The organism is Gordonia effusa NBRC 100432, from assembly GCF_000241305.1.
In the GTDB taxonomy this organism is placed as follows: domain Bacteria; phylum Actinomycetota; class Actinomycetes; order Mycobacteriales; family Mycobacteriaceae; genus Gordonia; species Gordonia effusa.
Map to the genome: position 1 here is coordinate 73,006 of NZ_BAEH01000073.1, position 23,902 is coordinate 96,907.

24 protein-coding genes are annotated in these 23,902 nt (G+C 63.4%); 2 read left to right on the forward strand and 22 right to left on the reverse strand.

Going from position 1 to position 23,902, the window contains the following annotated elements; all coding sequences use genetic code 11:
• The first annotated feature begins 72 nt into the window (after positions 1-72).
• On the forward strand, positions 73-873 hold the full coding sequence (locus tag GOEFS_RS13015; RefSeq protein WP_007318383.1) for a crotonase/enoyl-CoA hydratase family protein: 801 nt from the start codon (positions 73-75) through the stop codon (positions 871-873).
• 4 nt (positions 874-877) lie between these two features.
• Here GOEFS_RS13015 and GOEFS_RS13020 read toward each other — a convergent pair whose 3' ends face one another.
• The 22 genes from GOEFS_RS13020 to nadA form a co-directional block, all read right to left on the reverse strand.
• Positions 878-1,810: a hypothetical protein gene (locus tag GOEFS_RS13020; protein WP_007318384.1), complete on the reverse strand. Its 933-nt coding sequence runs from the start codon at positions 1,808-1,810 to the stop codon at positions 878-880.
• A gap of 2 nt (positions 1,811-1,812) precedes the next feature.
• Positions 1,813-2,712, reverse strand: coding sequence for an acyl-CoA thioesterase (locus tag GOEFS_RS13025; RefSeq protein WP_007318385.1), 900 nt, complete (start codon positions 2,710-2,712; stop codon positions 1,813-1,815).
• A gap of 347 nt (positions 2,713-3,059) precedes the next feature.
• Complete coding sequence (pyk, locus tag GOEFS_RS13035; protein WP_040525081.1) at positions 3,060-4,478, reverse strand: pyruvate kinase; 1,419 nt, start codon at positions 4,476-4,478, stop codon at positions 3,060-3,062.
• A gap of 74 nt (positions 4,479-4,552) precedes the next feature.
• Positions 4,553-6,541, reverse strand: a complete 1,989-nt coding sequence (lgt, locus tag GOEFS_RS13040) for a prolipoprotein diacylglyceryl transferase (RefSeq protein WP_007318387.1) — start codon at positions 6,539-6,541, stop codon at positions 4,553-4,555.
• Between the two features lie 60 nt (positions 6,542-6,601).
• Positions 6,602-7,402 carry a tryptophan synthase subunit alpha gene (gene trpA / locus GOEFS_RS13045; protein WP_007318388.1) on the reverse strand — a complete coding sequence of 267 codons (801 nt, stop codon included), beginning with the start codon at positions 7,400-7,402 and terminating at the stop codon, positions 6,602-6,604.
• Positions 7,399-8,679, reverse strand: a complete 1,281-nt coding sequence (gene trpB / locus GOEFS_RS13050) for a tryptophan synthase subunit beta (RefSeq protein ID WP_007318389.1) — start codon at positions 8,677-8,679, stop codon at positions 7,399-7,401. Before trpB ends, trpA begins: the two co-directional genes overlap by 4 nt.
• A 16-nt stretch (positions 8,680-8,695) precedes the next feature.
• On the reverse strand, positions 8,696-9,517 hold the full coding sequence (trpC, locus tag GOEFS_RS13055; protein ID WP_007318390.1) for an indole-3-glycerol phosphate synthase TrpC: 822 nt from the start codon (positions 9,515-9,517) through the stop codon (positions 8,696-8,698).
• A 179-nt stretch (positions 9,518-9,696) separates the two neighbouring features.
• The gene (locus GOEFS_RS13060; RefSeq protein WP_040525082.1) at positions 9,697-10,392 is read right to left on the reverse strand and encodes a TIGR02234 family membrane protein; all 696 of its coding nucleotides are present in this window, start codon (positions 10,390-10,392) and stop codon (positions 9,697-9,699) included.
• On the reverse strand, positions 10,389-11,930 hold the full coding sequence (locus tag GOEFS_RS13065; RefSeq protein ID WP_007318392.1) for an anthranilate synthase component I: 1,542 nt from the start codon (positions 11,928-11,930) through the stop codon (positions 10,389-10,391). The genes GOEFS_RS13060 and GOEFS_RS13065 overlap by 4 nt, the downstream gene beginning before the upstream one ends.
• Positions 11,927-12,106 carry a tautomerase family protein gene (locus GOEFS_RS13070; protein WP_007318393.1) on the reverse strand — a complete coding sequence of 60 codons (180 nt, stop codon included), beginning with the start codon at positions 12,104-12,106 and terminating at the stop codon, positions 11,927-11,929. Before GOEFS_RS13070 ends, GOEFS_RS13065 begins: the two co-directional genes overlap by 4 nt.
• A gap of 10 nt (positions 12,107-12,116) precedes the next feature.
• Positions 12,117-12,497, reverse strand: coding sequence for a phosphoribosyl-AMP cyclohydrolase (hisI, locus tag GOEFS_RS13075; RefSeq protein WP_007318394.1), 381 nt, complete (start codon positions 12,495-12,497; stop codon positions 12,117-12,119).
• Positions 12,494-13,339 (reverse strand): imidazole glycerol phosphate synthase subunit HisF, encoded by an 846-nt coding sequence (gene hisF, locus GOEFS_RS13080; protein WP_007318395.1) that lies wholly within the window; start codon positions 13,337-13,339, stop codon positions 12,494-12,496. Before hisF ends, hisI begins: the two co-directional genes overlap by 4 nt.
• A gap of 90 nt (positions 13,340-13,429) precedes the next feature.
• A complete protein-coding gene (locus tag GOEFS_RS13085; RefSeq protein ID WP_007318396.1) occupies positions 13,430-14,248 on the reverse strand; it encodes an inositol monophosphatase family protein in 819 nt (272 codons plus the stop codon).
• Entirely contained in the window at positions 14,245-15,009 is a 765-nt protein-coding gene (gene priA, locus GOEFS_RS13090) for a bifunctional 1-(5-phosphoribosyl)-5-((5-phosphoribosylamino)methylideneamino)imidazole-4-carboxamide isomerase/phosphoribosylanthranilate isomerase PriA (protein ID WP_040525104.1), read from the reverse strand. Before priA ends, GOEFS_RS13085 begins: the two co-directional genes overlap by 4 nt.
• A 22-nt stretch (positions 15,010-15,031) precedes the next feature.
• Positions 15,032-15,307 carry a hypothetical protein gene (locus GOEFS_RS13095; RefSeq protein WP_007318398.1) on the reverse strand — a complete coding sequence of 92 codons (276 nt, stop codon included), beginning with the start codon at positions 15,305-15,307 and terminating at the stop codon, positions 15,032-15,034.
• Positions 15,308-15,943: an imidazole glycerol phosphate synthase subunit HisH gene (gene hisH / locus GOEFS_RS13100; protein ID WP_007318399.1), complete on the reverse strand. Its 636-nt coding sequence runs from the start codon at positions 15,941-15,943 to the stop codon at positions 15,308-15,310.
• The gene (gene hisB, locus GOEFS_RS13105; protein WP_007318400.1) at positions 15,940-16,593 is read right to left on the reverse strand and encodes an imidazoleglycerol-phosphate dehydratase HisB; all 654 of its coding nucleotides are present in this window, start codon (positions 16,591-16,593) and stop codon (positions 15,940-15,942) included. Before hisB ends, hisH begins: the two co-directional genes overlap by 4 nt.
• A 7-nt stretch (positions 16,594-16,600) precedes the next feature.
• Positions 16,601-17,788, reverse strand: coding sequence for a histidinol-phosphate transaminase (locus GOEFS_RS13110; protein ID WP_007318401.1), 1,188 nt, complete (start codon positions 17,786-17,788; stop codon positions 16,601-16,603).
• A complete protein-coding gene (hisD, locus tag GOEFS_RS13115) occupies positions 17,785-19,116 on the reverse strand; it encodes a histidinol dehydrogenase (RefSeq protein ID WP_007318402.1) in 1,332 nt (443 codons plus the stop codon). Before hisD ends, GOEFS_RS13110 begins: the two co-directional genes overlap by 4 nt.
• Before the next feature lie 158 nt (positions 19,117-19,274).
• On the reverse strand, positions 19,275-20,846 hold the full coding sequence (locus GOEFS_RS13120; protein WP_007318403.1) for an esterase-like activity of phytase family protein: 1,572 nt from the start codon (positions 20,844-20,846) through the stop codon (positions 19,275-19,277).
• 156 nt (positions 20,847-21,002) lie between these two features.
• Complete coding sequence (gene nadC / locus GOEFS_RS13125; RefSeq protein WP_007318404.1) at positions 21,003-21,872, reverse strand: carboxylating nicotinate-nucleotide diphosphorylase; 870 nt, start codon at positions 21,870-21,872, stop codon at positions 21,003-21,005.
• Positions 21,865-22,914 (reverse strand): quinolinate synthase NadA, encoded by a 1,050-nt coding sequence (nadA, locus tag GOEFS_RS13130; RefSeq protein ID WP_007318405.1) that lies wholly within the window; start codon positions 22,912-22,914, stop codon positions 21,865-21,867. The genes nadC and nadA overlap by 8 nt, the downstream gene beginning before the upstream one ends.
• Positions 22,915-23,186: 272 nt before the next feature.
• On the opposite strand from nadA, the gene GOEFS_RS13135 reads away from it, so the two are divergent.
• Positions 23,187-23,867 (forward strand): NUDIX hydrolase, encoded by a 681-nt coding sequence (locus GOEFS_RS13135; protein ID WP_007318406.1) that lies wholly within the window; start codon positions 23,187-23,189, stop codon positions 23,865-23,867.
• Positions 23,868-23,902 lie beyond the last annotated feature (35 nt).

Consider the following 23,902-nt stretch of genomic DNA (forward strand, 5'->3'; position numbering starts at 1 on the left):
CACTCGCCGACGTTCTGCAGTCGCAGCAGTCTAACCGAGCGTGACCTGGGCCACCGAGTAGCCTCGATACCTATGTCCGAACTGGTGACCTACAACGTCGTCGGCGACGTCGCACACGTCGTGCTCAACCGTCCCGACAAACTCAACGCGCTTACCCTCGATATGCTCGACTACCTCGGTCGGTGCGCTCGCCGAGCCGCAAAAGACAAGTCACTGCGAGCTGTCCTGCTCTACGGCGCCGGGGATAGCTTCAGCGCCGGGCTCGACTTCGGCAGCACCTCCAAACAAGTTTCCCGTGTCGTGAGAACCTTTGTGCCGCAGATACTCTCGGGCAACGCGAACGGTTTCCAAAAGCCAGCGTGGATGTGGCGCTCGGTGCCGGTACCGGTTATCGCAGTCGTCACCGGCCACTGCTTCGGCGGCGGACTGCAAATCGCACTCGGAGCGGACTTCCGGATAGTCGCGCCGACCGCCGACTTTTCCATCATGGAAGCCAAGTGGGGTCTCATTCCCGATATGTCGGCGTCAGCGAGCCTTTCGCAGTTGGTCGGCATCGACGTCGCCAAGAAACTGACCATGACCGCAGAAGTTTTCGATGCCGCGTATGCGAAGGACATCGGGCTCGTCACCGAGGTTGCCGACGACCCACATACGGCCGCCGATGCCCTCATGGAGAAAATTTCGCAGCGCTCCCCGGACTCCGTAGCTTCCGCGAAGGCACTCTTCGAACGCACCTGGGAGCGCAACTCACGCTGGAGTTTCCCGATCGAACAGATGCTGCAGATGCGGTTGCTCCGCGGCAAGAACTCGACGATCGCGCGGGTGGCCGGATTAACGAGGTCAGTGCCGGAGTATGTTCAGCGCCAGTTCTAGTCGGTCAGAACGGGTGCAACACCACACCATCTCGTGACTTGAGGGCTTGGGCGGTCACAAATTGCGTAAAAGGCCCGACGCTCACGTCGTACCCGGCCTGATCCGCACGCACCTGCTCTACTTCGAACTCCGCATAGCACACCGGCGATCCGGACTCGGACTTGCCGACCTGCTTCGGTCCGAGTTTCGTCGTTCCCTCCAGGCGCCCGTCTTGCGCCCAGATTTCGACTTTGGTCCCGGTCTTGATCATGTCTTGAATCACCGAGCCGGATTGGCACGCGACGATGACGATGCCCTTAGCGGTGAACACCGAACTGTTCACCGACCCGACGAGCAGCGCGAACACCGCTATCACGGCCATCAACGCTCCGACAACGGAGCTTCCCACGATGACCGGCATCTTCCAGCGCTTACGCCACGTACTCTGCGTCAGATACGGGCCCGGGGGCATCCACATTTGCGCCGGTTCACTGGGAGGTGGCGGCATGACGCCATACGGCTGGGCCGCACCATAGGGTTGGGCCGCACCATAGGGTTGCGGCGCACTGTACGGCTGGGCCGCACCGTAGGGCTGATCACCGATGTACTGGGCTCCACCATGCTGCGGATCACCATACTGACCATCGAAATGCTGTGGCGCACTTTGATATTGCGGCGCACCCGAGTATTGGGGACCCGTCTCGTAGTTGCCTTGTGGATAGGCCGAGGGCGCCATCCACGGGTCAAACGGATGTGAAGACTGCGCCGGCTGAACCGTCTGATCGGACTCGGCCGCCTGCTCAGGCTCGGCTGCCTGCTCGGACTGTGGCTGCTGAGCACGCTCCCACGGCGCAAACTGTTGTGCCGCAGCAGGTTCGACCTCGGAGGCCGAACCGTCGGCCGTTGCATCAGCCGTCTCGTCGGTTTGCGGCTTCTCGTCGGGTCGATCCGATTCCATCTTCAGTCCTTCTTTTTCGGCGGGAAGTATTTGATCAACGCTTCTTGCACAACCGAAGTCGCCAACGTGCCGTCGCGATTGAAGAATCGCCCGGAGCCGATGCCGCGGGAACCGGCCGCCGTCGGCGACTCCGTCGCGTAGAGCATCCATTCATCGAACCGGAATTCACGATGAAACCACATCGAATGATTCACCGTGGCAGCGAATAATCGATCGATCCCCCACGACAACCCGTGCGTAGTGATGATCGAGTCGAGCACCGTCGTATCCGAGGCGTAGCACATCGCGCCCACATGCAAACTCGGATCGTCCGGCATCGTCCCATCGGTCTTCATCCATACCCGGTTGCTGGTAAGCGTTTCGCCGGCCTCGCGCATCTTCCAACTGGGGTCGTTGGCGAATCGAATGTCGATGGGGTGCAAGGCGTTTACGAACGCCGCTACGCGATCCTCGAACCCCTTGAAATGCTCGCCGAGAGGCGGCAACTCCTCGGGGTAGGGCACCTCGGGAATCTCGACGGCATGATCCAACCCAGCGGTGTTGTCCTGGAAGGCGACCAACATGGTGAAGATAACGTCGTCGCCCTGGACCGCGGTCACTTGCCGGTTAGCGAATGACTTACCGTCGCGATAGCGGTCAACCCGATATGTCATGGGCTGCTTCACATCACCACCGCGGATGAAGTGGGCATGTAGCGCGTGTATCGGCGGATTGCCACGGGTCAGGGTGCGTGACGCGGCGACAACCCCCTGCCCGAGTAACTGGCCGCCGAAGGTACGGGCGGTTACCTGCTCCGGGTGCTGGCCGACGAATTCATTCTCGTCGACCTGCGCGACGTCGAGCAGTGCGAGCAATTTGCCGAGGTCTTCTGACTCGGTCCGCGTATCAGTCACGTCAACCACAGTAGTGACGCGTTGGTGGTGGAGTCACACCCGGCTGGTGTGGCGTCGACGTTGGTCTCGATACACCCGACTCGGCTGGCGCCTCGCCGGGCACTCGACCAGCGACGTAGATACCGCGACTCGCGTTCGCCGGGCACTCGACCAGCGACGTAGATACCGCGACTCGCGTTCGCCGGGTACTCGACCAGCGACGTAGATACCGCGACTCGCGTTCGCCGAGCAACTCGACCAGCGACATAGGTAACTCGACTCGCGCCTCGCCGGGCAACTCGACTAGCGACATAGGTAACTCGACTCGTGTTCGCCGGGGACCAGCGAAGTAGGGCCCCAGCGACCCAGCGCTAACCTCAGTGGTCTTGCTCGCCGATCTTGTGGATGTGGATCAGGTTCGTCGAGCCGACGGTGGCTGGCGGAGCGCCTGCCACGATCACCACCGTGTCACCTACTTCTAGCCGCCCGATATCCAGCAACTGGTGATCCACCTGATCGATCATCTGGTCGGTGTCGGTGACCTTGTCGACGATGAATGTCTCAGTGCCCCAACTCAACGCGAGCTGACTGCGCACTTCCTGAATGGGGGTGAACGCCAGTAGCGGCAGCCGCGAATGCAGCCGCGCCAGCCGGCGCACCGTGTCACCCGACTGCGTGAACGCAACGAGAGCCTTCACGTCGAGCCGCTCACCGATTTCCCGGGCCGCGAACGATATGACGCCTCGTTTGGTACGCGGGACGTGGTCGAGCGGCGGTACCTCCCGTGACCCGCTCTCGACGGTTTTGGCGATGCGATCCATCGTCGCGACCGCTTCGATCGGGAATTTACCCACGGATGTCTCGCCTGACAGCATTACCGCGTCCGCACCGTCGAGGACCGCGTTGGCGACGTCGGATGCCTCGGCACGAGTCGGCCGCGAATTCTCGATCATCGACTCGAGCATCTGCGTAGCGACAATCACCGGTCGCGCGTTCTCACGCGCCATCTGAATAGCACGCTTCTGCACCAACGGAACCTCTTCGAGTGGCAGTTCCACACCGAGATCGCCGCGGGCGACCATAATCGCATCGAAGGCCAACACAATGGCCTCCAAGTTGTCGATCGCCTCCGGCTTCTCCAGCTTCGCGATCACCGGTATCCGACGTCCGACCCGATCCATCACCTCATGTACGAGTTCGATGTCGGCGGGGCTGCGCACGAACGATAACGCGATGAGGTCAACGCCGAGATCCAGTGCGAACTCGAGGTCGGCGAGGTCTTTCTCCGACATCGCCGGAACCGATACGTTCATGCCGGGCAACGAAATGCCCTTGTTGTTGCTGACCGGTCCCCCTTCGGTGACCACACACACGACGTCATCGCCATCAACCGCGGTCACCCTCAGGCCGACCTTGCCGTCGTCGACGAGGAGCCGGTCACCGGCCTTCGCATCTCGCGCGAGTTCTTTGTAGGTAGTCGAGACCCGATCGTGGGTACCGGCGACATCCTCGACGGTGATGCGGACCTCTTCGCCGTTCTCCCACACGGTACGGTCCTGGGCGAATCGACCCAGACGAATCTTCGGACCTTGAAGGTCGGCGAGAATGCCGACGGCCTTGCCGGTCGCATCACTTGCCCGACGCACCCGGCCATACATCTCGGCATGGTCGGCGTGCTCGCCGTGACTGAAGTTCAACCGGGCTACATTCATTCCGGCATCGACGAGTTCGCGCACTCGTTCATCGGTCGACGTCGCTGGGCCAAGGGTGCATACGATTTTTGTTCGACGAGTCACCTAGGCGAGCTTAGTCGTGTCGATACCCCGCGCGTGCACCCCCGCACCACTTGTCACTTCGACGTCATGTGCCGTTACTTGGCGTCAGGAGAATCGTCCGATTCGGACTTGGCGTCTGTCGCACCGGCATCGGCCCGTTTGACGATATTGGGCGTGATATTCGGGGTCTGTGCTTGCTCGGCGATGTCGTCGGACTGGGGCGATCCCGTCTCGGTCGTCCCCGTCTCGGTCGACTCGGTCTCGGTCGACTCAACCTCCGCCGACCCGGCTTCCTCGACCTCCGCCGTGGAAGTCCCGGTCGAATCGCCGTCGAGTTGCCCCTCGACCAACTCCGCGAGCCGATCGATCGACGCCCGCAGCTTGTCTTCGGTCGTCCATCGGGCACGCTCGAGTCGTTTGGGATCGTCGAGCCGCGTCCAGTCATAGGTATGCGTGACGATCGTATGGCCGTCGTCGGCCGCGGCGAGTTCCCAACGCCACAAATGCCCGGGCGGGGTGTCATCCGGTTGCGACGGCAACCAGGCGATCAACTTGTTCTCCTCGAACTCGACAACGTGATTGCGCCGGACTTGGCCACGCGTAATCGTTGTCTCGAAAACGTCTCCCACCTTGTGGATTCGCTGGCCGTCGGCCGCATGCGCCAGATTCCCGTTTCCATCCCAGCGGGGCTGCTGTGCCGGGTCGGCGATCAACTCGAAGATCGTCGCGGCCGACGCGGCGATCTCGCGTTTCGCGGACACAATGCGATCATCATCATCATCGTCATCGTGATCAGCAGCGGCCACAACGGGGACCGCTGCGGCCGCATCTGCGACCGAATCGTCGCCATCAGTTTCGTCGCCATCAGTTTCGTCGCCATCAGCTTCGTCGCCCACGGTATCGTCGCCGCTGGCGGTATCGCTGTCATCAGCGCCCGCCTCCTCGATCAGCTCGTCATCAACCGGTGCAAGCGACTCGGCGGGGTCGGTGTCGGTCAAGTCGCCGTCGAGGTTTTCCACTGGTTCCGACTCGGCGGCATCGACCTTCGTGAGCTGGGTGGTCGGCGCGTCGCCGACGCCGCCGGATTCGACAGCATCGAAACTCTCGGTCGCGGCGCCGTCGTCGAACTCGTTGTCATCTTCAGCGAAGGGATCGACGTAGCCCACGACCCCGGCGTGCTCAAGTTCGTCCGCGCGCCATGGCCGGTACATCGTCAACCCTAATTCGCGCCCCTTTGGCGCCAACGCGAAATAGGCAGCCGCACAGGCGAATACGATCGCTGCTGTGAACACGTTGATCCGTACGCCGAGAATTTCGGTTGCGTGGTCGGTGCGCATTAATTCGATGCCGAACCGCCCGAGGCAATAGCCGGCGACGTAAAGCGCGAACAGCCGACCGTGTCCGATACGCAAGTATCGATCGAGACCGATCAACACCAACACGACGAGCACATTCCACAGCAATTCGTAGAGAAATGTCGGGTGGACCGCTGGCAGCAAACCGCTGTTGACGTTTCCGGTAGACACGCCGTCGATGACGTTGGGTCCAACCTGTCCATAGGAGTTTCGGCGATCGAAGATCTCCAGACCCCACGGCAGCGTCGTCGTTCCGCCGAAGAGTTCCTGGTTGAAGTAGTTGCCGATCCGGCCGATCGCCTGTGCGAGGAGAATCGCCGGCGCGATGGCGTCACCGAACGGACCTAATTTGATGCCATGTCGGCGGCACCCGAGCCACGCACCCAACGCACCGAATGCCACCGCACCCCAAATGCCAAGTCCGCCTTCCCAGACCTTCAGCGCGTCAATCGGCGTCTTCTCGGCGTTGGAACCGAAGTAGGTCGACCAGTCGGTCATGACGTGATAGATCCGACCACCGATCAGACCGAACGGGACGGCCCACACCGCGACGTCGAGTACTTCGCCTTCCTGCCCGCCGCGCGCGATCCAACGGCGCGATCCCCACCAGCAGCCGACGATGATGCCAAGGATGATGAACAACGCGTAGGCGCGGATTGGGAGCGGCCCGAGATGCCATACACCCTGCGGTGGACTCGGAATATAGGCGAGAACCGTCGTGCTAGTCACGAACCCAACCCTAACGTGGCCGCCGCCGTCAGCAGCGCGATGAGGTCGCGTGTTGGGTGTTCAGTACTCCTTGCGAACGCCTTCGGCGAGTTCGCTGACCAAACCCGACAATTCGTCGAGACCTGCCGCGGCAGCGGTGACGAGTGCCGATCCGACGATCACGCCGTCGGCGTACTGTGCGATCTCGGCGGCCTGACGACCGTCACGGACACCAAGCCCGACGCCAATCGGGATGTCGGAGTAGTCGCGGACTCGTGCGCACAATTCGGGAGCCGCATTCGATACCGCGTTACGAGCGCCGGTGACGCCCATCGTCGATGCCGCGTAGACGAATCCACGGCAGGAGTCGACGGTCAGCGCGATACGTTCGGTGGTCGACGACGGCGCGACCAAGTAGATCCGGTCCAACCCGTACGCGTCGGACGCCTCGTGCCATGCCGTGCCCTCCTCTGGAATGAGGTTGGGCGTGATCAGCCCGGCGCCGCCCGCGGCGGCCAGGTCACGAGCGAAGTTCTCGACCCCGTAGGCAAGCACCGGATTCCAGTAACTCATCACAACCGCCTGCCCTCCGGCCGACGCGATGGCCTCGACGGCGGTGAACACGTCGCGCACCCGCACCCCATTGCGCAGCGCTTCGTCGGCGGCGTCCTGGATGGTCGGGCCGTCCATCACCGGATCGGAATACGGAACGCCGACTTCGATGATGTCGCAACCGGATTCGACCATCGTCTTGAACGAATCGATGGAGTTCTCAACCGTCGGATAGCCGACCGGAAGGTAGCCGATGAGGGCACTTCGATCCTCGCCGCGGCACTGCGCGAAAACCGACCCCAGCTTCGACGGTGCGGTCTTGACAGTCATTTGTCGTCACTCTCCGATTGCGGACGGTCGAACAGTCCGAACCAACGGCCGGCGGCGTCGACGTCCTTGTCCCCTCGACCGGACAGGCTGACCACGATGATCGCGTCCTTGCCCAGTTCTTGTCCGAGTTTCAGCGCACCCGCGACAGCATGTGCCGACTCGATCGCTGGAATGATCCCCTCGCGGCGACTGAGCAACCGCAGCGCATCCATCGCCTCGGTATCGGTGATTGGTTGATAGTCGGCGCGGCCGATATCCTTGAGATAGGCATGCTCGGGCCCGACGCCTGGATAGTCCAAACCCGCTGAGATGGAATGGCTTTCGATGGTCTGGCCGTCTTCGTCCTGCAACAGGTACGAATACGCACCCTGAAACGCACCTGGCGTTCCGCCGGTGAAAGTCGCTGCGTGCCGGCCGGATTCGACGCCGTCGCCGGCTGCCTCATAGCCGACCAGCTTGACCGACGCGTCGTCGATGAATGGATGGAAAATGCCGATCGCATTCGATCCACCGCCAACACAGGCCACCACGGCGTCGGGTAGTCGCCCGGACTGCTCTTGGATCTGGGCGCGTGCCTCAAGGCCGACGACGCGTTGCAGATCGCGGACCATCGTCGGGAAGGGATGCGGACCGGCCGCGGTACCGAAACAGTAATAAGTGTTGTGCGCGTTGGTGACCCAGTCACGCATAGCCTCGTTGATCGCGTCTTTGAGAGTGGCCGAGCCGTTGTCGACGGCGATCACGGTCGCGCCGAGAAGTCGCATCCGAGCGACATTGAGCGCCTGACGATCGGTGTCCACTCGTCCCATGTAAATGACACATTCGAGGCCGAGCAGCGCACACGCGGTGGCCGTCGCGACACCGTGCTGGCCAGCCCCGGTCTCGGCGATGACGCGCGGTTTGCCCATCCGAACGGCGAGCAACGCCTGGCCGAGCACATTGTTGATCTTATGCGAACCGGTGTGGTTGAGGTCTTCGCGCTTGAGGAAAATCCTTGCGCCACCGGCAAATTCGGAAAGCCGCTTCGCTTCGTACAGCGGTGACGGGCGCCCGGTGTAGTCGCGCTGTAATCGATCGAGTTCCGCCAAAAAGTCCGCGTCCGACCGCACCTTCTCATAGGTGGTGGCGACCTCGTCGATGACCGCCATCAACGCCTCCGGTACATGCCGGCCGCCATAGACCCCGAAGTGGCCGCCCTCGTCTGCCTCGAGTGACGTGCGAGTGGCCACTCCGGCGCTGGCCGGTGGATAGTTCACGGAAGTCGAGTCAGTACTCATGGATCCAATTATGTTGTCAGCGAACAGGTTTGGGACATGATGGATGCGTACCGGCGGTGACCAGTTCCGACACCGCGGCGCGCGGGTCGCCGCTGGTGACAAGCCCTTCGCCGACCAGAACGGCGTCAGCACCAGCGCCGGCGTACGCGAGCAGATCGGCCGTGCCACGCACCCCCGACTCGGCGATCCGGATAACCTCGGTCGGCAGTCCGGGGGCGATCCGACTGAAGCAATCACGATCAACGGTCAGGGTTTTGAGGTTTCGGGCGTTCACACCGACGACCTTGGCGCCGGCCGACAACGCACGATCGGCTTCTTCTTCGGTGTGAACCTCGACAAGAGCGGTCATGCCGAGCGATTCGGTCCGGTCGAGCAGCGACTCGAGAACCGTCTGTTCTAGCGCGGCGACAATAAGCAGGATGACGTCGGCGCCATGCGCACGGGCCTCGTGGATCTGATAGGGACCGACGATAAAGTCTTTGCGCAACACCGGAATATCGACAGCAGCCCGAACCGCGTCGAGGTCAGCAAGAGAGCCCCGGAAGCGTCGTTCTTCGGTCAGCACGCTGATGATGCGCGCACCTCCGGCCTCATAGGCCTTCGCCAATTCGGCCGGGTCGCCGATGCTCGCGAGATCACCTTTGGACGGACTGGCGCGCTTGACCTCTGCGATCACGCCAATGCCCGGCAACCGAAGAGCGGCCATCGCGTCGCGCGGTGCCGGGGCTTTCGCCGCCGCCGCCTTGACTGTCTCGTAGTCGACGACGGCCTCGCGTGCGGCCACATCAGCTTTTACTCCCTCGATAATCGAGTCGAGTACCGTCTGCGTGTTCGACACTGCGGCGCCCCTTCTGCTCAACCGTCGAAAACCTGTTCCGACCGATCCATTTGGTGCCGCCCGCTTCGGCGACGTCCGGTGGTGACTATCCGGTCGTATTGCCGGTTCTCCAAGGGTAGACCGGCCACCGGCGGGTCATTTCTCCGGGGCGTGGCTTACGCCACTGCCGCCACGGCAACCTATGCGCCGTCGGTGCGTTCGCGCTCTTCGTCAGTTGGATCTACGCCGGTATCCAGCGCATCCCAGAGCAGCCGTTCACTTTCCGGAGCCGAGGACTCCGGATCGGATGACTGCTCCCGCTGGCGCTCGCGGTATTCCCGGAAGGTCTTCTTCTCCAGTTCGGCGCGACGTGCCGCAGGCGACTCGTATTTCGACGACATCCGATCTCCGTTGGCCACGCGTAGGAGCAGGACGCCGCCGAGCACCGCTAGTGCCGCGGCGACAAGAACGACCACGCTGGCCCAGTCATTGGTACTGACCAGCAGCAGCCGGAACCGCGGAGACAGATCTATCGCCTTTGCGGCGTAGGAGTCGTTATCGCCGCCGATCAGTAACGACACCGCGGGCGACGCAGCGAGTACGCCACAAAGGGCGACCAGAATGGCGACGGCCCGCAGAGCCCAGCCACGCAACGCCGCACCCGCGGCAATCGCCGCCAGCAGAACCAGCGCCAGTGGCATCAGCCACGGACTCCAGTCCGAACCATGCACATCCATCGCTTGAACCGGCGAGAGGTCGTCGGTGACGGTAAGCGTGGCCCAGACCATGCGCGATGCGGCCCACAGGGTGGCAGCGCCCGCGATCAATGCAATCGCGGCAAACACCTGCCGGCGTCGGAGCACCGTTTTCGATGAGCTGCTTTCGACTTTGCTCACTCGCCCACCCGACGCATTGTCGACGCCGCCGCGATGGCGTTGAGCACGGCGGTAGCCTTATTTCGGGCCTCGTTGTACTCGTATTCGGCTTCGCTGTCGGCGACGACGCCGCCACCGGCCTGTACGAACGCCCGCGCCGACCGTCCGTCCTCGCCCGACCGCATCAACGCCGTGCGAATGGCGATCGCGGTGTCGGCATCGCCGGCGAAGTCGAGATAGCCGACGATGCCGCCATAGAGGCCGCGTCTAGTGATCTCGTGTTCGTCGATCAATTCCATCGCCCGCACCTTCGGCGCACCGGTCAGCGTGCCCGCGGGGAAACACGCGGCGACGGCATCGAGCGCCTGCTTGTCCTCACGCAACTCACCGGACACCGTCGAGACCAGGTGCATGACATGGCTATACCGCTCGATATGCCGATAGTCGCTCACGGTCACCGTGCCCGGTTTGCAGACGCGGCCCAGGTCGTTGCGGCCGAGGTCGACGAGCATCAGATGCTCGGAATTCTCTTTCTCATCGGCCAGCAGGCCTTTGCCGAGAAGTTGGTCCTCTTCCTCGGTTTTTCCGCGCCAGCGGGTGCCCGCGATCGGATGAGTGGTGGCGACGCGATCGCTAACGGTGACCAACGCTTCGGGGCTGGAGCCGACGATGGTGTACGCGGGGCGCTCATCGGTCTGCGGTACCCGCAACAGGTACATATAGGGGCTCGGATTCGATGCTCGCAGAACGCGATACACGTCGAATGGATCAGCGTCGGTATCCATTTCGAACCGCATCGACGGCACCACCTGGAACGCTTCACCCGCTTCGATCTCGCCGACCAGGCTGGTGACGATCTCTCGGTAGTCATCAAGGGTCCGTTGGGAGGTGTAATCGGGCGCGGGCCGATCGAATGCCGAGACAGTCGACGACGCCGGGGCGAGCAGCGCGGTCGTCATCTCGTCGAGCCGGGCAACCGCGTCGGCATACGCCTGCTCGGCGCGTTCGTCGCTGCCATCCCAATTGACCGCGTTGGCGATCAACGTGATGGTGCCCTCGTGATGATCGACGGCGGCGAGGTCGGTGGCCAACAGCATAAACAGATCCGGCAGATGCAAATCGTCGACGGTGTTCTCCGGCAGCCGTTCGAGCCGGCGCACCATGTCGTAGGCCATGAACCCCACGAATCCACCGGTCAGCGGTGGCATATCGGGCAGTCGATCGGTGGCGAGCAGTTCCAGCGACTTGGCAAGTGCCGCAAGCGGATCGCCGCCAACCGGAGCGCCGGCGGGAGTATGGCCCCACCAACTCGCTTCCCCGTCGGTGACGGTGAGAGCGGCGGGTGAACCGGCGCCTATGAACGACCAGCGCGACCAGGAACGCCCGTTCTCGGCCGACTCCAGCAAGAAGGTGCCGGGCCGATCACCAGCCAATTTGCGGTACGCCGACAACGGTGTCTCCGAGTCGGCGAGCACCTTACGGGTCACCGGAACGACACGGTGATCCTTAGCGAGGTCGAGAAAGGTCTCCAGGGTGGTAGTGGTCGCCGCGTCACTCATCCGAGGGGTTCTCCCCCGACTCCCCACTGCGAACGCGGCACTTCGGTGATAGTCACCCACACCGAATCCGGATTCTTGCCGGTGGCCTTGGCATATGCCTCGGTCACCGCCGCGATCGTCTCGCGCTTGACGCGCTCGGACAGACCGGGCGTCTGCGAGATCTGGATTAGGGGCATGTGGGTTCTCCTATTCGCCCGACGGGTTAGCTTGTGACGCAGCGTGATTGAGCGGCAACGCCTCGGTGTCGAAACAGCTGTGATTACCGGTGTGGCAGGCCGGGCCGATCTGATCGACGACCAGCAACACCGTATCGCCATCGCAATCCAGCCGCGCTTCGCGCACATATTGCTCGTGGCCACTGGTCTCGCCTTTGACCCAGTACTGCTGTCGGGACCGCGAGTAGTAGGTGGCCCGGCCGGTCGCCAGCGTACGAGCGAGAGCCGTGTCGTCCATCCACGCCTGCATAAGCACGATGCCCGTTTCACGCTCTTGAGCGACGGCCGCGAATAGCCCGTCGGCGTTACGTTTGAGCCGGGAAGCGATCCGCGGATCGAGAGTGTCACTCATGCGTCGACTCCTAAATTTCCCGTCGCTTCGCTCGCCCCGACATTTCCCGTCGCTTCGCTCGCCCCGGCCGTCCGGACCACGATGCCGTGTTGCGACATCGCCGCCTTCACCTCGCCGATGGTCAACTCGCCGAAATGGAATACCGACGCGGCCAACACGGCGTCGGCGCCGGCGTCGACCGCGGGCGGGAAGTCGCTGACTTTGCCGGCGCCGCCGCTGGCGATCACCGGCACGTCGACCGCGGCGCGTACCGCGGTGAGCATCGCGAGGTCGAAACCGGCTTTGGTGCCATCTGCATCCATCGAATTGAGCAGAATCTCGCCGACGCCGAGCTCTTGTCCGCGCCGCGCCCATTCGACAGCGTCGATGCCAGTACCTTTACGGCCACCGTGGGTGGTGACCTCCCAGCCCGACGGCGTCGGCGCGGAACCGGCCGGAACCGTTCGGGCGTCGACAGACAGGACGATGCACTGTGAGCCGAATCGCTTGCTCATCTCGTCAAGGACTTCGGGACGGGCGATGGCGGCAGTGTTGACGCTGACCTTGTCGGCGCCCGCACGAAGCATGACGTCGACATCGTCGGGGGTGCGGATGCCCCCGCCGACCGTCAACGGGATGAAAATTTGATCGGCGGTGCGCTTGACGACGTCGAGCATCGTCGCGCGGCCCGAACTGGATGCGGTGACGTCGAGAAAGGTGAGTTCGTCGGCGCCTTCGGCGTCGTAACGCGCGGCAAGTTCGACCGGGTCGCCAGCATCGCGCAAATTCTCGAAGTTGACGCCTTTGACCACTCGCCCGTTGTCCACGTCGAGACAAGGGATGACGCGGATCGCGACGGTCATAGAGAAGTCCTCCCGGTCGAGACGTCACAAACAACACCGTCGAGACAAGGGATGACGCGGATCGCGACGGTCATAGAGAAGTCCTCCCGGTCATGATTCTTCCTTCCAATTGCCGGCGATGATCTCTTCGATCAACGTCAGCACCTGCGCGTGTAGTCCAGGGCTTCCGGCGACAAGTGAGGGCGACGATACCGACCACGGGTTGCCGTCGACGTCGGAGACGATGCCGCCAGCCGACCGCACGAGCAACGCGCCAGCGGCGTTATCCCAGGGATGTCCGCCGAAGGTAATCGCGCCGCCGAACACGCCGGCCGCGGTGAAGGCGAGATCCACGCCGGTGCTGCCGAGCATTCTGATACGCGAAACCCGCGAACTCAGTTCGGTGAGCAGGTCAATCCGACGCGCACCGAAGTAGCGGCCTTTCGACTTCGCGTTGAAGGCGCCATACGCCAGCACCGACGACGACAGGTCCTCGTCGATTGGCAACCGCGGCAGCTCCTGGCCGTTGCAATACAGCGGCGAGCCGTCGTATGCCGCGTAGCGCCGGTCGAGTAACGGCAGCCACGTCAGCCCGATCAGCGGTTGTCCGTCGGCAACCAACGAAAGCAACATGCCGGTCAGTGGCATACCGGACGAATAGTTGAAGGTGCCATCGATCGGGTCGAGCACCCACACCGTCGAAGAGTCGACCGGTGGCCCACCGAATTCCTCACCGTGTACCGGCAGTCCGGTGCGATCGGCGAGTTGGTCGGAGATCAGACGCTCGAGGTCGAGATCAATCTGAGTGGCGAAGTCGTTGCGGCCCTTGGCAACCGCGCTGGGCGCGCCCAATCCGTCGGCGAAGACCGGCACGACGGAGTCGAGTACCGACGCGGCGGTACTCATCAATTCGGGCAGGTCCAGATTCACGCGGGTCGGTCGCCGTTCTGTTGAGCGACGGCGGCGAGAGCTTGCGGCAGGGTGAAGCGGCCGGCGTATAGCGCCTTTCCGACAATGGCACCCTCGACGCCGACATCCGTCAGGCCGGCGATGGCGACCAGATCGTCGACGGTCGATACGCCGCCCGAGGCGACGATCGGCGCGTCGGTAGCCGCGGCGACCTGCTCCAGCAATTCCAGATTCGGGCCGGCAAGGGTGCCATCTTTGGAAACGTCGGTAACCACATACCGGGCGCACCCGTCGTTATTGAGGCGTTCGAGCACCTCCCACAGATCGCCGCCGTCGGTGACCCAACCACGACCCCGTAGACGGTAGGAGTCGCCCTCCCGGATGACATCTAGCCCCACCGCGATGCGGTCCCCGTGCTCGGCTATCGCCCGACGGCACCATTCCGGGTTTTCCAACGCGGCGGTACCAAGATTGACGCGAGTACAGCCGGTAGCGAGTGCGGCGACCAGCGATTCGTCGTCCCGGATCCCGCCGGACAGTTCGATCTTCACGCTGGTCAGTTCTTCGACCACGCTCGCGAGTAACGCACGGTTGTCTCCGCGACCGAACGCGGCGTCGAGGTCGACCAGATGGATCCACTCGGCACCGTCGTTCTGCCAGGCCAGCGCGGCATCGCGCGGCGAGCCGTACGAGGTCTCCGACCCGGCGGCGCCTTGGACGAGGCGCACGGCCTGACCGTCGGCCACGTCGACCGCGGGCAGCAGTTCGAGGGTTCGGGGCAGTCGGGATGTTGCGGTCGTGTTGTCAGCCACCGTGGTTGTTTCTCTCTTGTTCTCGTTGTGCGATTTCATCTTTGAGTTGCTGCTCGGCCTGCCCGACGATCCGTTGCGAAACCAAGCCGATCGCGGCGATGATCGCGATGATGGCGACCAGGGCGGCGATCAGTCCGGCGGTGACCGACCATTGCGCCAGCAGCAGAATGATCGGAATGGAGACCACCAAGACGATCGCGCCGGCACCAAGGGCCAGCAACGCGAGGCGGACGAATGAAAAAGGTTGCGGTGCTTTATCTTTCGCCATCTACAGCGCCTCCAGCCAATTCTGTAGCAGTTGCGCGCCCGCGTCGCCGGACTTCTCCGGGTGGAACTGAGTCGCCGACAAGGGGCCATTTTCCACCGCGGCGAGAAACCGGTCGCCATGCGTTGACCACGTCAACTTCGCCGGTGGGAGTCGGGAATCCTCCGCCTTCCACGCCCAGGTCTGCGCCGCGTAGGAATGCACGAAGTAGAACCGCTCGTCGGCGTCAAACCCGTCGAAGAGAATCGAATCCTTCGGCGCCTCAACGGTATTCCAGCCCATATGGGGCAGCACCGGGGCATGCAACTGGCTGACCTCGCCGGGCCACTCGCCGCAGCCTTCGGTTTGCACGCCGAATTCGACGCCGCGCTCGAACAGGATCTGCATGCCGACGCAGATCCCCAGGACCGGTCGTCCGCCGGCCAGTCGCTGACCGATAGTGCGGTCGCCGCGTACCTGTTTGAGCCCGGCCATACATGCTTCGTAAGCACCGACGCCGGGGACGACAAGCCCGTCCGCGTTCAAAGCGGCATCCCGATCCGCAGTGACCGTGACGTCGGCGCCGACGCGTTCAAGTGCGCGCTGCGCGGAGCGCAAGTTGCCCGAGCCATAGTCGAGGATGGTGATTTTCTTGGTCACAGACTCCCCTTCGTGGAGGGGATTCCACTCACCCGAGGATCGGGCTCGACCGCAGCCCGCAATGCCCGCGCCACCGCTTTGTACTCTGCCTCGGTGATGTGGTGCTGGTCGCGGCCATAGAGCACACGTACGTGCAGCGCGATCCGCGCGTTAAGCGCGAAGGACTCGAAGACATGGCGGTTGATCACCGTGTTGTACGGCACCGACGGCTTACCGTTATCAGGTGTGCCGCCGCCTATCGCGGCGGTCAACAGGTGATCCGGCTCGCCGACATGCACGAAGTAGGGTCGGCCCGACACATCGACCACAGCCTGAGCCAAGGTCTCGTCCATCGGGATCCAGGCGTCGGCGAAGCGGCGAATGCCACGCTTATCCCCCAGCGCTTCGCCAAACGCCTGCCCTAACACGATGGCGGTGTCTTCGACGGTGTGGTGTGACTCGATCTCGACGTCCCCCTCGGCGCGCACCGTCAGATCGAAGCTTCCGTGCTGTCCGAACGCGGTGAGCATGTGGTCGTAGAACGCGACACCGGTGGAAATGTCGGTTTGGCCGGTGCCGTCGAGATTGATCTCGACGCTGATCGACGATTCGCGGGTGGTGCGTTCGATCTTCGCGATCCGATCGTTCGTCCCGCTGCTCGGTGTGGTCATTGCACCCTCACTCGGTACTCGTAATGGACTGGGCTCGCTCGCCGACGCTCCCGGCGCCCGATTCGGCCAATTTCTGGCTGACGGTCAAGAAGGCATCATTCTCCGGCGCCAACCCGATCGTGACACGTAGATGCCCACTGATGCCGACATCGCGGATCAACACGCCGTCGTCGAGATAACGTTGCCAGCTTGCCGCGGCGTCGACGAAGTCGCCGAAGAGCACGAAATTGGCGTCGGACTCGGCGACCCGATAACCCATCGCGGTGAGTTCGGCGACGACTCGCTTGCGTTCGGCGATGATCTTGGCGACACCCGCGAGGGTGTCGTCGGCGTGCCGCAATGCCGCCCGCGCGGCGGCCTGCGTGATCACCGAGAGGTGATACGGCAGGCGCACCAACATCACCGCGTCGATGACCGCCGGTGCGGCTGCGAAGTAGCCCAGCCGCCCGCCGGCGAAGGCGAATGCCTTACTCATCGTGCGGGATACGACGACCTTGGTCGGAAACTCGTCGATCAACTCGACAGCACTTGGCTGCTCGGAGAACTCTCCGTATGCCTCGTCGACGATGACGATTCCCGGCGCCGCTTCGACGATGGCGCGCAGGTCGTTATTCGGTATCGATGAGCCGGTGGGATTATTCGGCGACGTCACGAATACGACATCGGGTGTGCGCGAGGTGATTTCACTCAATGCGAAGTCGAGATCAATCGAGAAATCCCCGGCGCGTTTGGTTTCCAGCCAGGTGGTGTCGATACCCTCGGAAATGATCGGGTGCATCGAATAGGACGGCACAAATCCCAACGCGGTACGCCCCGGACCGCCGAAGGCCTGCAGCAGTTGCTGCAGAATCTCGTTAGACCCGTTGGCTGCCCAGAGATTCTCCGCGCTCAGCTCGACACCCGTTGCGGCACTGAGGTATTGCGCCAGCTCGGTACGCAAGGCCACGGCATCGCGGTCGGGATAGCGGTGCAGTTCACCTGCCGCGGCACGGATCGACTCGGCGACGTCGTCGATCAGTGCCTGCGACGGCGGGTGCGGATTCTCGTTGGTGTTGAGCTGGTAGGGCACATCGAGTTGCGGTGCGCCATAAGGGCTTTTGCCACGTAAGTTGTCACGCAGCGGAAGGTCAGCGAGGGTAATCCGCGCGCCCGGAATACGTACGTCATGCGCCGTCGCGCGCTCCGCCGCGGTCACGAGAGACCGAACTGCGCGGCGAACCGACGCTTTACCGCATCACCGTGTGCGGGCAGATCTTCCGCGTCCGCGAGCGTAATGACGGCTGCGGCAACGTCGTTCAGTGCGGCTTCGTCATAGTCGATGACGTGTACACCTTTGAGGAAGGTCTGCACCGAGAGTCCAGAAGCGTGCCGCGCCGACCCCGATGTCGGGAGGACGTGGTTGGATCCGGCACAGTAATCACCAAGGGACACAGGAGAATACGCACCGACGAAGATCGCGCCGGCGTTCGTGATTCGCTCTGCGACCGCCGCGGCGTCGCGGGTCTGGATCTCTAGGTGTTCAGCGGCGTAGGCGTCGACGACGGCGATGCCCGCGTCGAGGTCGTCGACGAGGACGATCCCCGACTGGGGCCCGGTGAGGGCTTCGGCCACTCGTTCGGAATGTTTGGTTGCCGCAGCCTGGTCGATGACCGCGGCATCGACGGCGTCGGCGAACGCCTCGCTGTCGGTGACCAGCACCGACGCGGCGATGACGTCATGTTCGGCCTGACTGATCAGGTCAGCCGCCACGTGCGCGGGATCGGCCGAATCGTCGGCGAGGATAGCGATCTCGGTGGGCCCGGCCTCCGAGTCGATACCGACGACGCTACGGACCAGGCGTTTCGCGGCGGTGACATAGATATTGCCCGGACCGGTGATGAGGTCGACCGGATCGAGTGTCGTCGCGTCGGTGTCTTCGCCGCCATAGGCGAGCAGCGCAATGCCCTGAGCACCGCCGACGGCCCACACCTCATCGACGCCGAGTAGCGCGCAGGCAGCCAGGATCGTCGGGTGCGGCCAGCCGTCGAAGGCGGCCTGCGGCGGCGAAGCGACAACGAGTGAGCTGACGCCCGCTTCTTGCGCGGGCACGACGTTCATCACCACGCTGGACGGGTACACGGCATTCCCACCGGGTACGTAGAGGCCGACGCGACGTACCGGAATCCACTTCTCGCTGACGGCGCCACCGGGTACTACCTGAGTGCGGGTGGTGCTGCGACGTTGATCCGCGTGGACCTTGCGGGCGCGGGCGATCGACTCACGCAGTGCATCGGCAATGTCGGGGGTGAGATTGCTCAGCGCTGCCGCGATGACATCGGCCGGAACTCGTACCGACTCCGGTCGGACGCGGTCGAACTTCTCGCCGTAGTCGAGCGCGGCGGACGACCCATGAGCGGCGATGTCTTCCACAACCGGCGTCACCGTGGGCAGCACGGAGTTGACATCGGTACCTCCGCGAGGCAGTGCACGCCGCAATTGCGCGAGCGTAGGCGTACTGCCTCGGAGGTCAGTGCGGGACAGCATCGCATCTCCTGAGGTTGGGCTGGGTGTTGACACAGACCTATTAAGGATATGCGGTCGGTCTAATCGTTTCGGAATCCGGTGCATCGTCGCTGGAAATGTCCCCGCTACGCGAGCAGGCGGCGATATAGCGCCTGCTCCCGTCAGGGGGACAGTTTCAGTCAGCCGACGTCGAAGGTGATAGTTCGCCGCTGGGTTGTCGCCGGGAGTTTCGCGGTGTCGAGGACCAGAATCTCGCCACTGTCCTGGGTTCCGTTGGGCAGAGTCTTCACCTTGAGTTTCATCGGCGGCTTCTCATCGGCGAGACCGTCGAGACCGAAGTCGCTGTCGTTAGATATCACGATCTTGGTACCACCGTCGAGGGACCACAGCCCTTCGATTTTGTCGTGACCGAAGAAGTCGCCATGCGGATTAATTTGTGCGACAAGCTTTCCCAGATCGACTTTGATCTCTTTGGTGACCGGGGTGATCCCGACTCCGCGTAGTTTCTCGATCGCCTGGCCGGTCGTAGTGGTACCAATGAGACTCTCTATTGGCTTAGTTCCGATCAGCAGTCCCCCCGCGGCGGCGTCGTAGCGGGCTCCGGCGACACTCGAACGCGGGCCGACGTCGGTAGCACCCGCGATGTCGACGGTGTAAATCTTCTTGTCACCCTTCGGCGCGGTCTTCCCATCGCGCTCATCAACGAGGAACTTCGTCGACGACAGAGCGGTGATTTCCGACACCGCGACGCCGGTGTCCTTCGGGTTGGCGAGCGGATAGAGGTATTCGTGGGTCTGCTTAGTAGCCAGATCGGCGGTGACGATGCGGCTCATCGGCACCTTCTTGGCGGAACCGTCCAGCCCCGGGGTGTCCAGCGCGCTTTGCATGATGCCGACGAGCGTCTTGCCGTCGGGTGTGATCGTGAGCCCTTCCATTCCCTGGTTCGGCGAGCGTAAGGCCAGCTCACGCGGCAGGCCGCCGTCGAATGGACTCAGCCGCTCGATCTCGCGACCGTCGGCGCCGAAGTGGACCAGAAAGGGTCCGTATTCATCGGAGATCCAGAACGTGCCGTCGGGTAGCGCAACCAACCCCTCGGTGTCGAGACCATGATCGCTCGCCGGCAGTACTTTGCCGTCGAGGTCGACGATGGTTTCGCCGGTCGTCGCCTGTGGATTGACCTGACCATTGAGCGGCTTACCGTCGCGGCCGGTCAGTTTGATGGTGGAGACGAGTTTCGCGACGCCATCGTGTAGCTGGAACCGACCGATCTGCGGCGTGAAATCCGCTATGGGCTCGACCTTTTCGTTCTTCTCGCGGCCGTCGACGTTGGGCCCGCGGTCGGTGAGTCCGTAATACTCGTCGGAACTGCCAGGCACCGCGACCCACGCCGACCCGTATGCGCTCGCCTGGATTGGCACGCCCCCTTTGGTGGTGAGCGGCGGAATGTCGGTGCTGTAGAGCTTGACGGCGTCGGTCGTCGTCACGGTGACCGAGTCAGATCCGGTGTACCCGGCTGCGGGTGTGTACGTCAGTGAGCCGTTCGCATTCAGGCGCACCGCGCCGTGCGCGGCGTCGGAGACTTTGACGGTCGCGGCGCCGTCGAATCTGTTGTAGAGGTCGGTCGCCGTGAGGGTCATGGGTTGGCCAGACTTGACGGCGACCGCCGCGACATCGTCGCCGGAGTTGGAGCAAGAGGTCACAATGATAGCGACCGATACAAGGGCTGTCGGCAGCCCAGCACGTAAACGCATTCGGCAAACATACGGATGCGAGGTGTCCGCACGGTGAGCCTGAGGTGAACCGGGAAAATCGTCCGAATACTTGCCCAGCGAGGGCATATTGCCCTCGCCACCGGGATATTCGGACGATTTTCACAAACCGGGTGGAGCCAGACGGGGTGGGGCGGGTCAGATCGGGATGTCCAGCCCGAGGTCGAGGACCGTCACCGAGTGGGTCAGCGCGCCGACCGCCAGGTAGTCGACGCCGGTCTTGGCATAGTCGCGGGCGACGTCGAGGCTTAGACCGCCCGACGATTCCAGCTTGGTCGAGGGCGACCGAGAATTGCGTCGCTGAACCGCGATCTGCGTTTGCCACAGGGGGAAGTTGTCGAGCAGCACCAGCTCGGGATTCAGAGTGAGCACCTCGTCGAACTGCTCGAGCGAATCCACTTCGACCTCAACCGGCAGATCGGGTGCCGCGGCCCGCACTGCCGACAGTGCCGCCGACACCGACCCTGCCGCCGCGACATGGTTGTCCTTGATCAACGCCTCGTCGCCGAGTCCCATCCGATGATTGACGCCGCCACCCGCGCGCACCGCGTACTTCTGCAGAGAACGCATGCCGGGCAACGTCTTTCGCGAATCGCGAATCGCCGCTCGGCTCCCGGCGACCTCGGCGACCCACGCGGCGGTCGCCGTAGCGATACCCGACAGGTGACACAGCAGATTAAGCGCGGTGCGCTCGGCAGTAAGCAGGGATCGTGCCGTCGCACTCACTTCCAGCACGACGGTGCCCGGCTCGACGACCGAACCGTCGTCGAGCGCGGACAACACGGTGTAACCGTCGGCGCCGATGACCTCGTCGAAGACGGCCAACACCACCGGCAACCCGGCGATCACACCGTGCTGCCGCGACGCGATGACCGCCTTGGTGACAACTCCTTCGGGCACGGTGGCGATCGAGGTGATATCCGGTCCGTATCGCAGGTCCTCATCCAGTGCCAGCCGGATCAGCGCCCGGATCTCGTCGGTGATCTCCAGGCTCAGCGACTCACTCACCGGAACCGGGATTTCCGATCTCGATCATCCGCTGAACGCTCTTGCGGGCGCGCTCGGCGACGTCGGGTGCGACGTCCACTTCGTCTTTGCCCTCGCGCAGGCAGCGCAGCAACGCGGCCGGGGTGATCATCTTCATATACGGGCACGACGCGCGATCGTTGACTGCTTGGAAGTCGACGCCGGGCGCGGCCTTTCGCAGTTGGTGCAGCATACCGACTTCGGTGGCCACTAGAACCTGCTTCGCACGGGTTTCCCGCGCGGCGTCGAGCATGCCGCCGGTCGACAGAATCTTCACCTTGTCGGCCGGTACCGCACCTTCACCCGCGAGGTACAGAGCCGAAGTGGCACAACCACATTCGGGGTGGATGAACAGATCGGCATCGGGATGCGACGACGCTTGGTCGGCAAGTTCATCGCCGTTGATTCCGGCGTGGACATGGCATTCGCCGGCCCAGATGTAGACATTGTCGCGACCGGTCTCCCGCTTGACATGCGCGCCAAGGAATTGGTCGGGAAGGAACAACACCTCGCGGTCGGGGTCGATCGACGCCACGACATCGACCGCATTCGACGACGTACAGCAGATGTCGGTCAGACCCTTCACTTCGGCGGTGGTGTTCACATAGGAGACCACCACGGCGTCGGGGTATTCAGCCTTCCATGCGCGCAGCTCGTCGGCGGTGATGGAATCGGCGAGGGAGCAGCCGGCACGCTCGTCGGGGATCATTACCCGCTTATCCGGGCTGAGGATCTTCGCGGTCTCGGCCATGAAGTGCACGCCGCAGAAAATGATCTCGTCGGAGTCGACTTCCGCCGCTATTCGAGACAGCGCCAGCGAATCGCCCACGTGGTGGGCGATGTCTTGGATGGCAGGCAGTTGGTAATTGTGCGCGAGGATCGTCGCATTGCGCTGTTTCGCCAGCGCCAACACCTCGTCGGCCCACTCCGCGGTGGGCTCGACCCCGGTGTACCCGCCGGGGCCGTCAAAGATCGTGACGTCGTTGATGTCGACGCTGGTACGCGCATCGGTGGTGATGCTCATAGTGCATTCCTTCCAATCGGCCCGTTCGGTGCGCTCCCCACGCCGGGCTGTCGATCTCGCGGGGCTGAGCGCGATCGCAATTATCGACTGTCGGTCGAAAACTACTGCCATGGTAACACCGGACACATTTCTGTCTATTCCCTCGTGCGCTGTGTCACATTCACGCCGGGCCGCCGCTACCCCACAGCAAAACCGGGGCTCGCGACAATAGTTGTCGCTAACGCCGGTTTGGCTGTGAGGTAGCTGGCGCACTTGCCCCTAGACTCGACGCCATGCCGGTGTCCACAATCGTCGAAGTTCTCAGCGCGGTCTTTCAGATCAGCCCGGCAGACGAATACACCGACAACGCCACCTTGCGCGTCCTGCTCCGACGTTCCGCCGATCGGTGGTGCCTCCCGGGCGGCGGCAGCGACGCCAACGAGAAGTTGTCCGACACCGCACGCCACCTTTTAGTCGCGCAGACTGACGAGCGATCGGTGCGCCATCTCGAGCAGCTCGCCGTGTTTTCTGATCCGGACCGCGTTTCCGGCGCGCGCACCATCGCCTCGACCTACCTCGGCCTGGTCCCCAGCGACGCCCCGCCGGCCACACCCAGCGCCGCGGCATGGCACGACGTAAATACCCTGCCGCAGTTGGCTTTTGACCATGCGAAGATCGTCGATGCCGCTCGCCACAGATTGGCGGCCAAGCTGTCGTATACCAATATCGCCTTCGCGTTGGCTCCCGCGGAGTTCCCGATGTCGGAACTCTCGGAGATCTACGGCGCCGCACTGGGTTATCCGGTCGACACCACCAATCTGCTCCGAATCCTCTCGCGGCGCGGAGTCATCGCAGCCACCGGCACGGTGCGGCGCAATGGGCGCGGCGGCGGGCGGCCACCCGCGCTTTACCGGTTCGTCGACGCCGAGTTGCGAGTCACCGACGAGTTCGCGACGCTCCGCCCACCGCTCTAAACCCATTCGCGCCCAACGAACTTCGCCGATCGCGC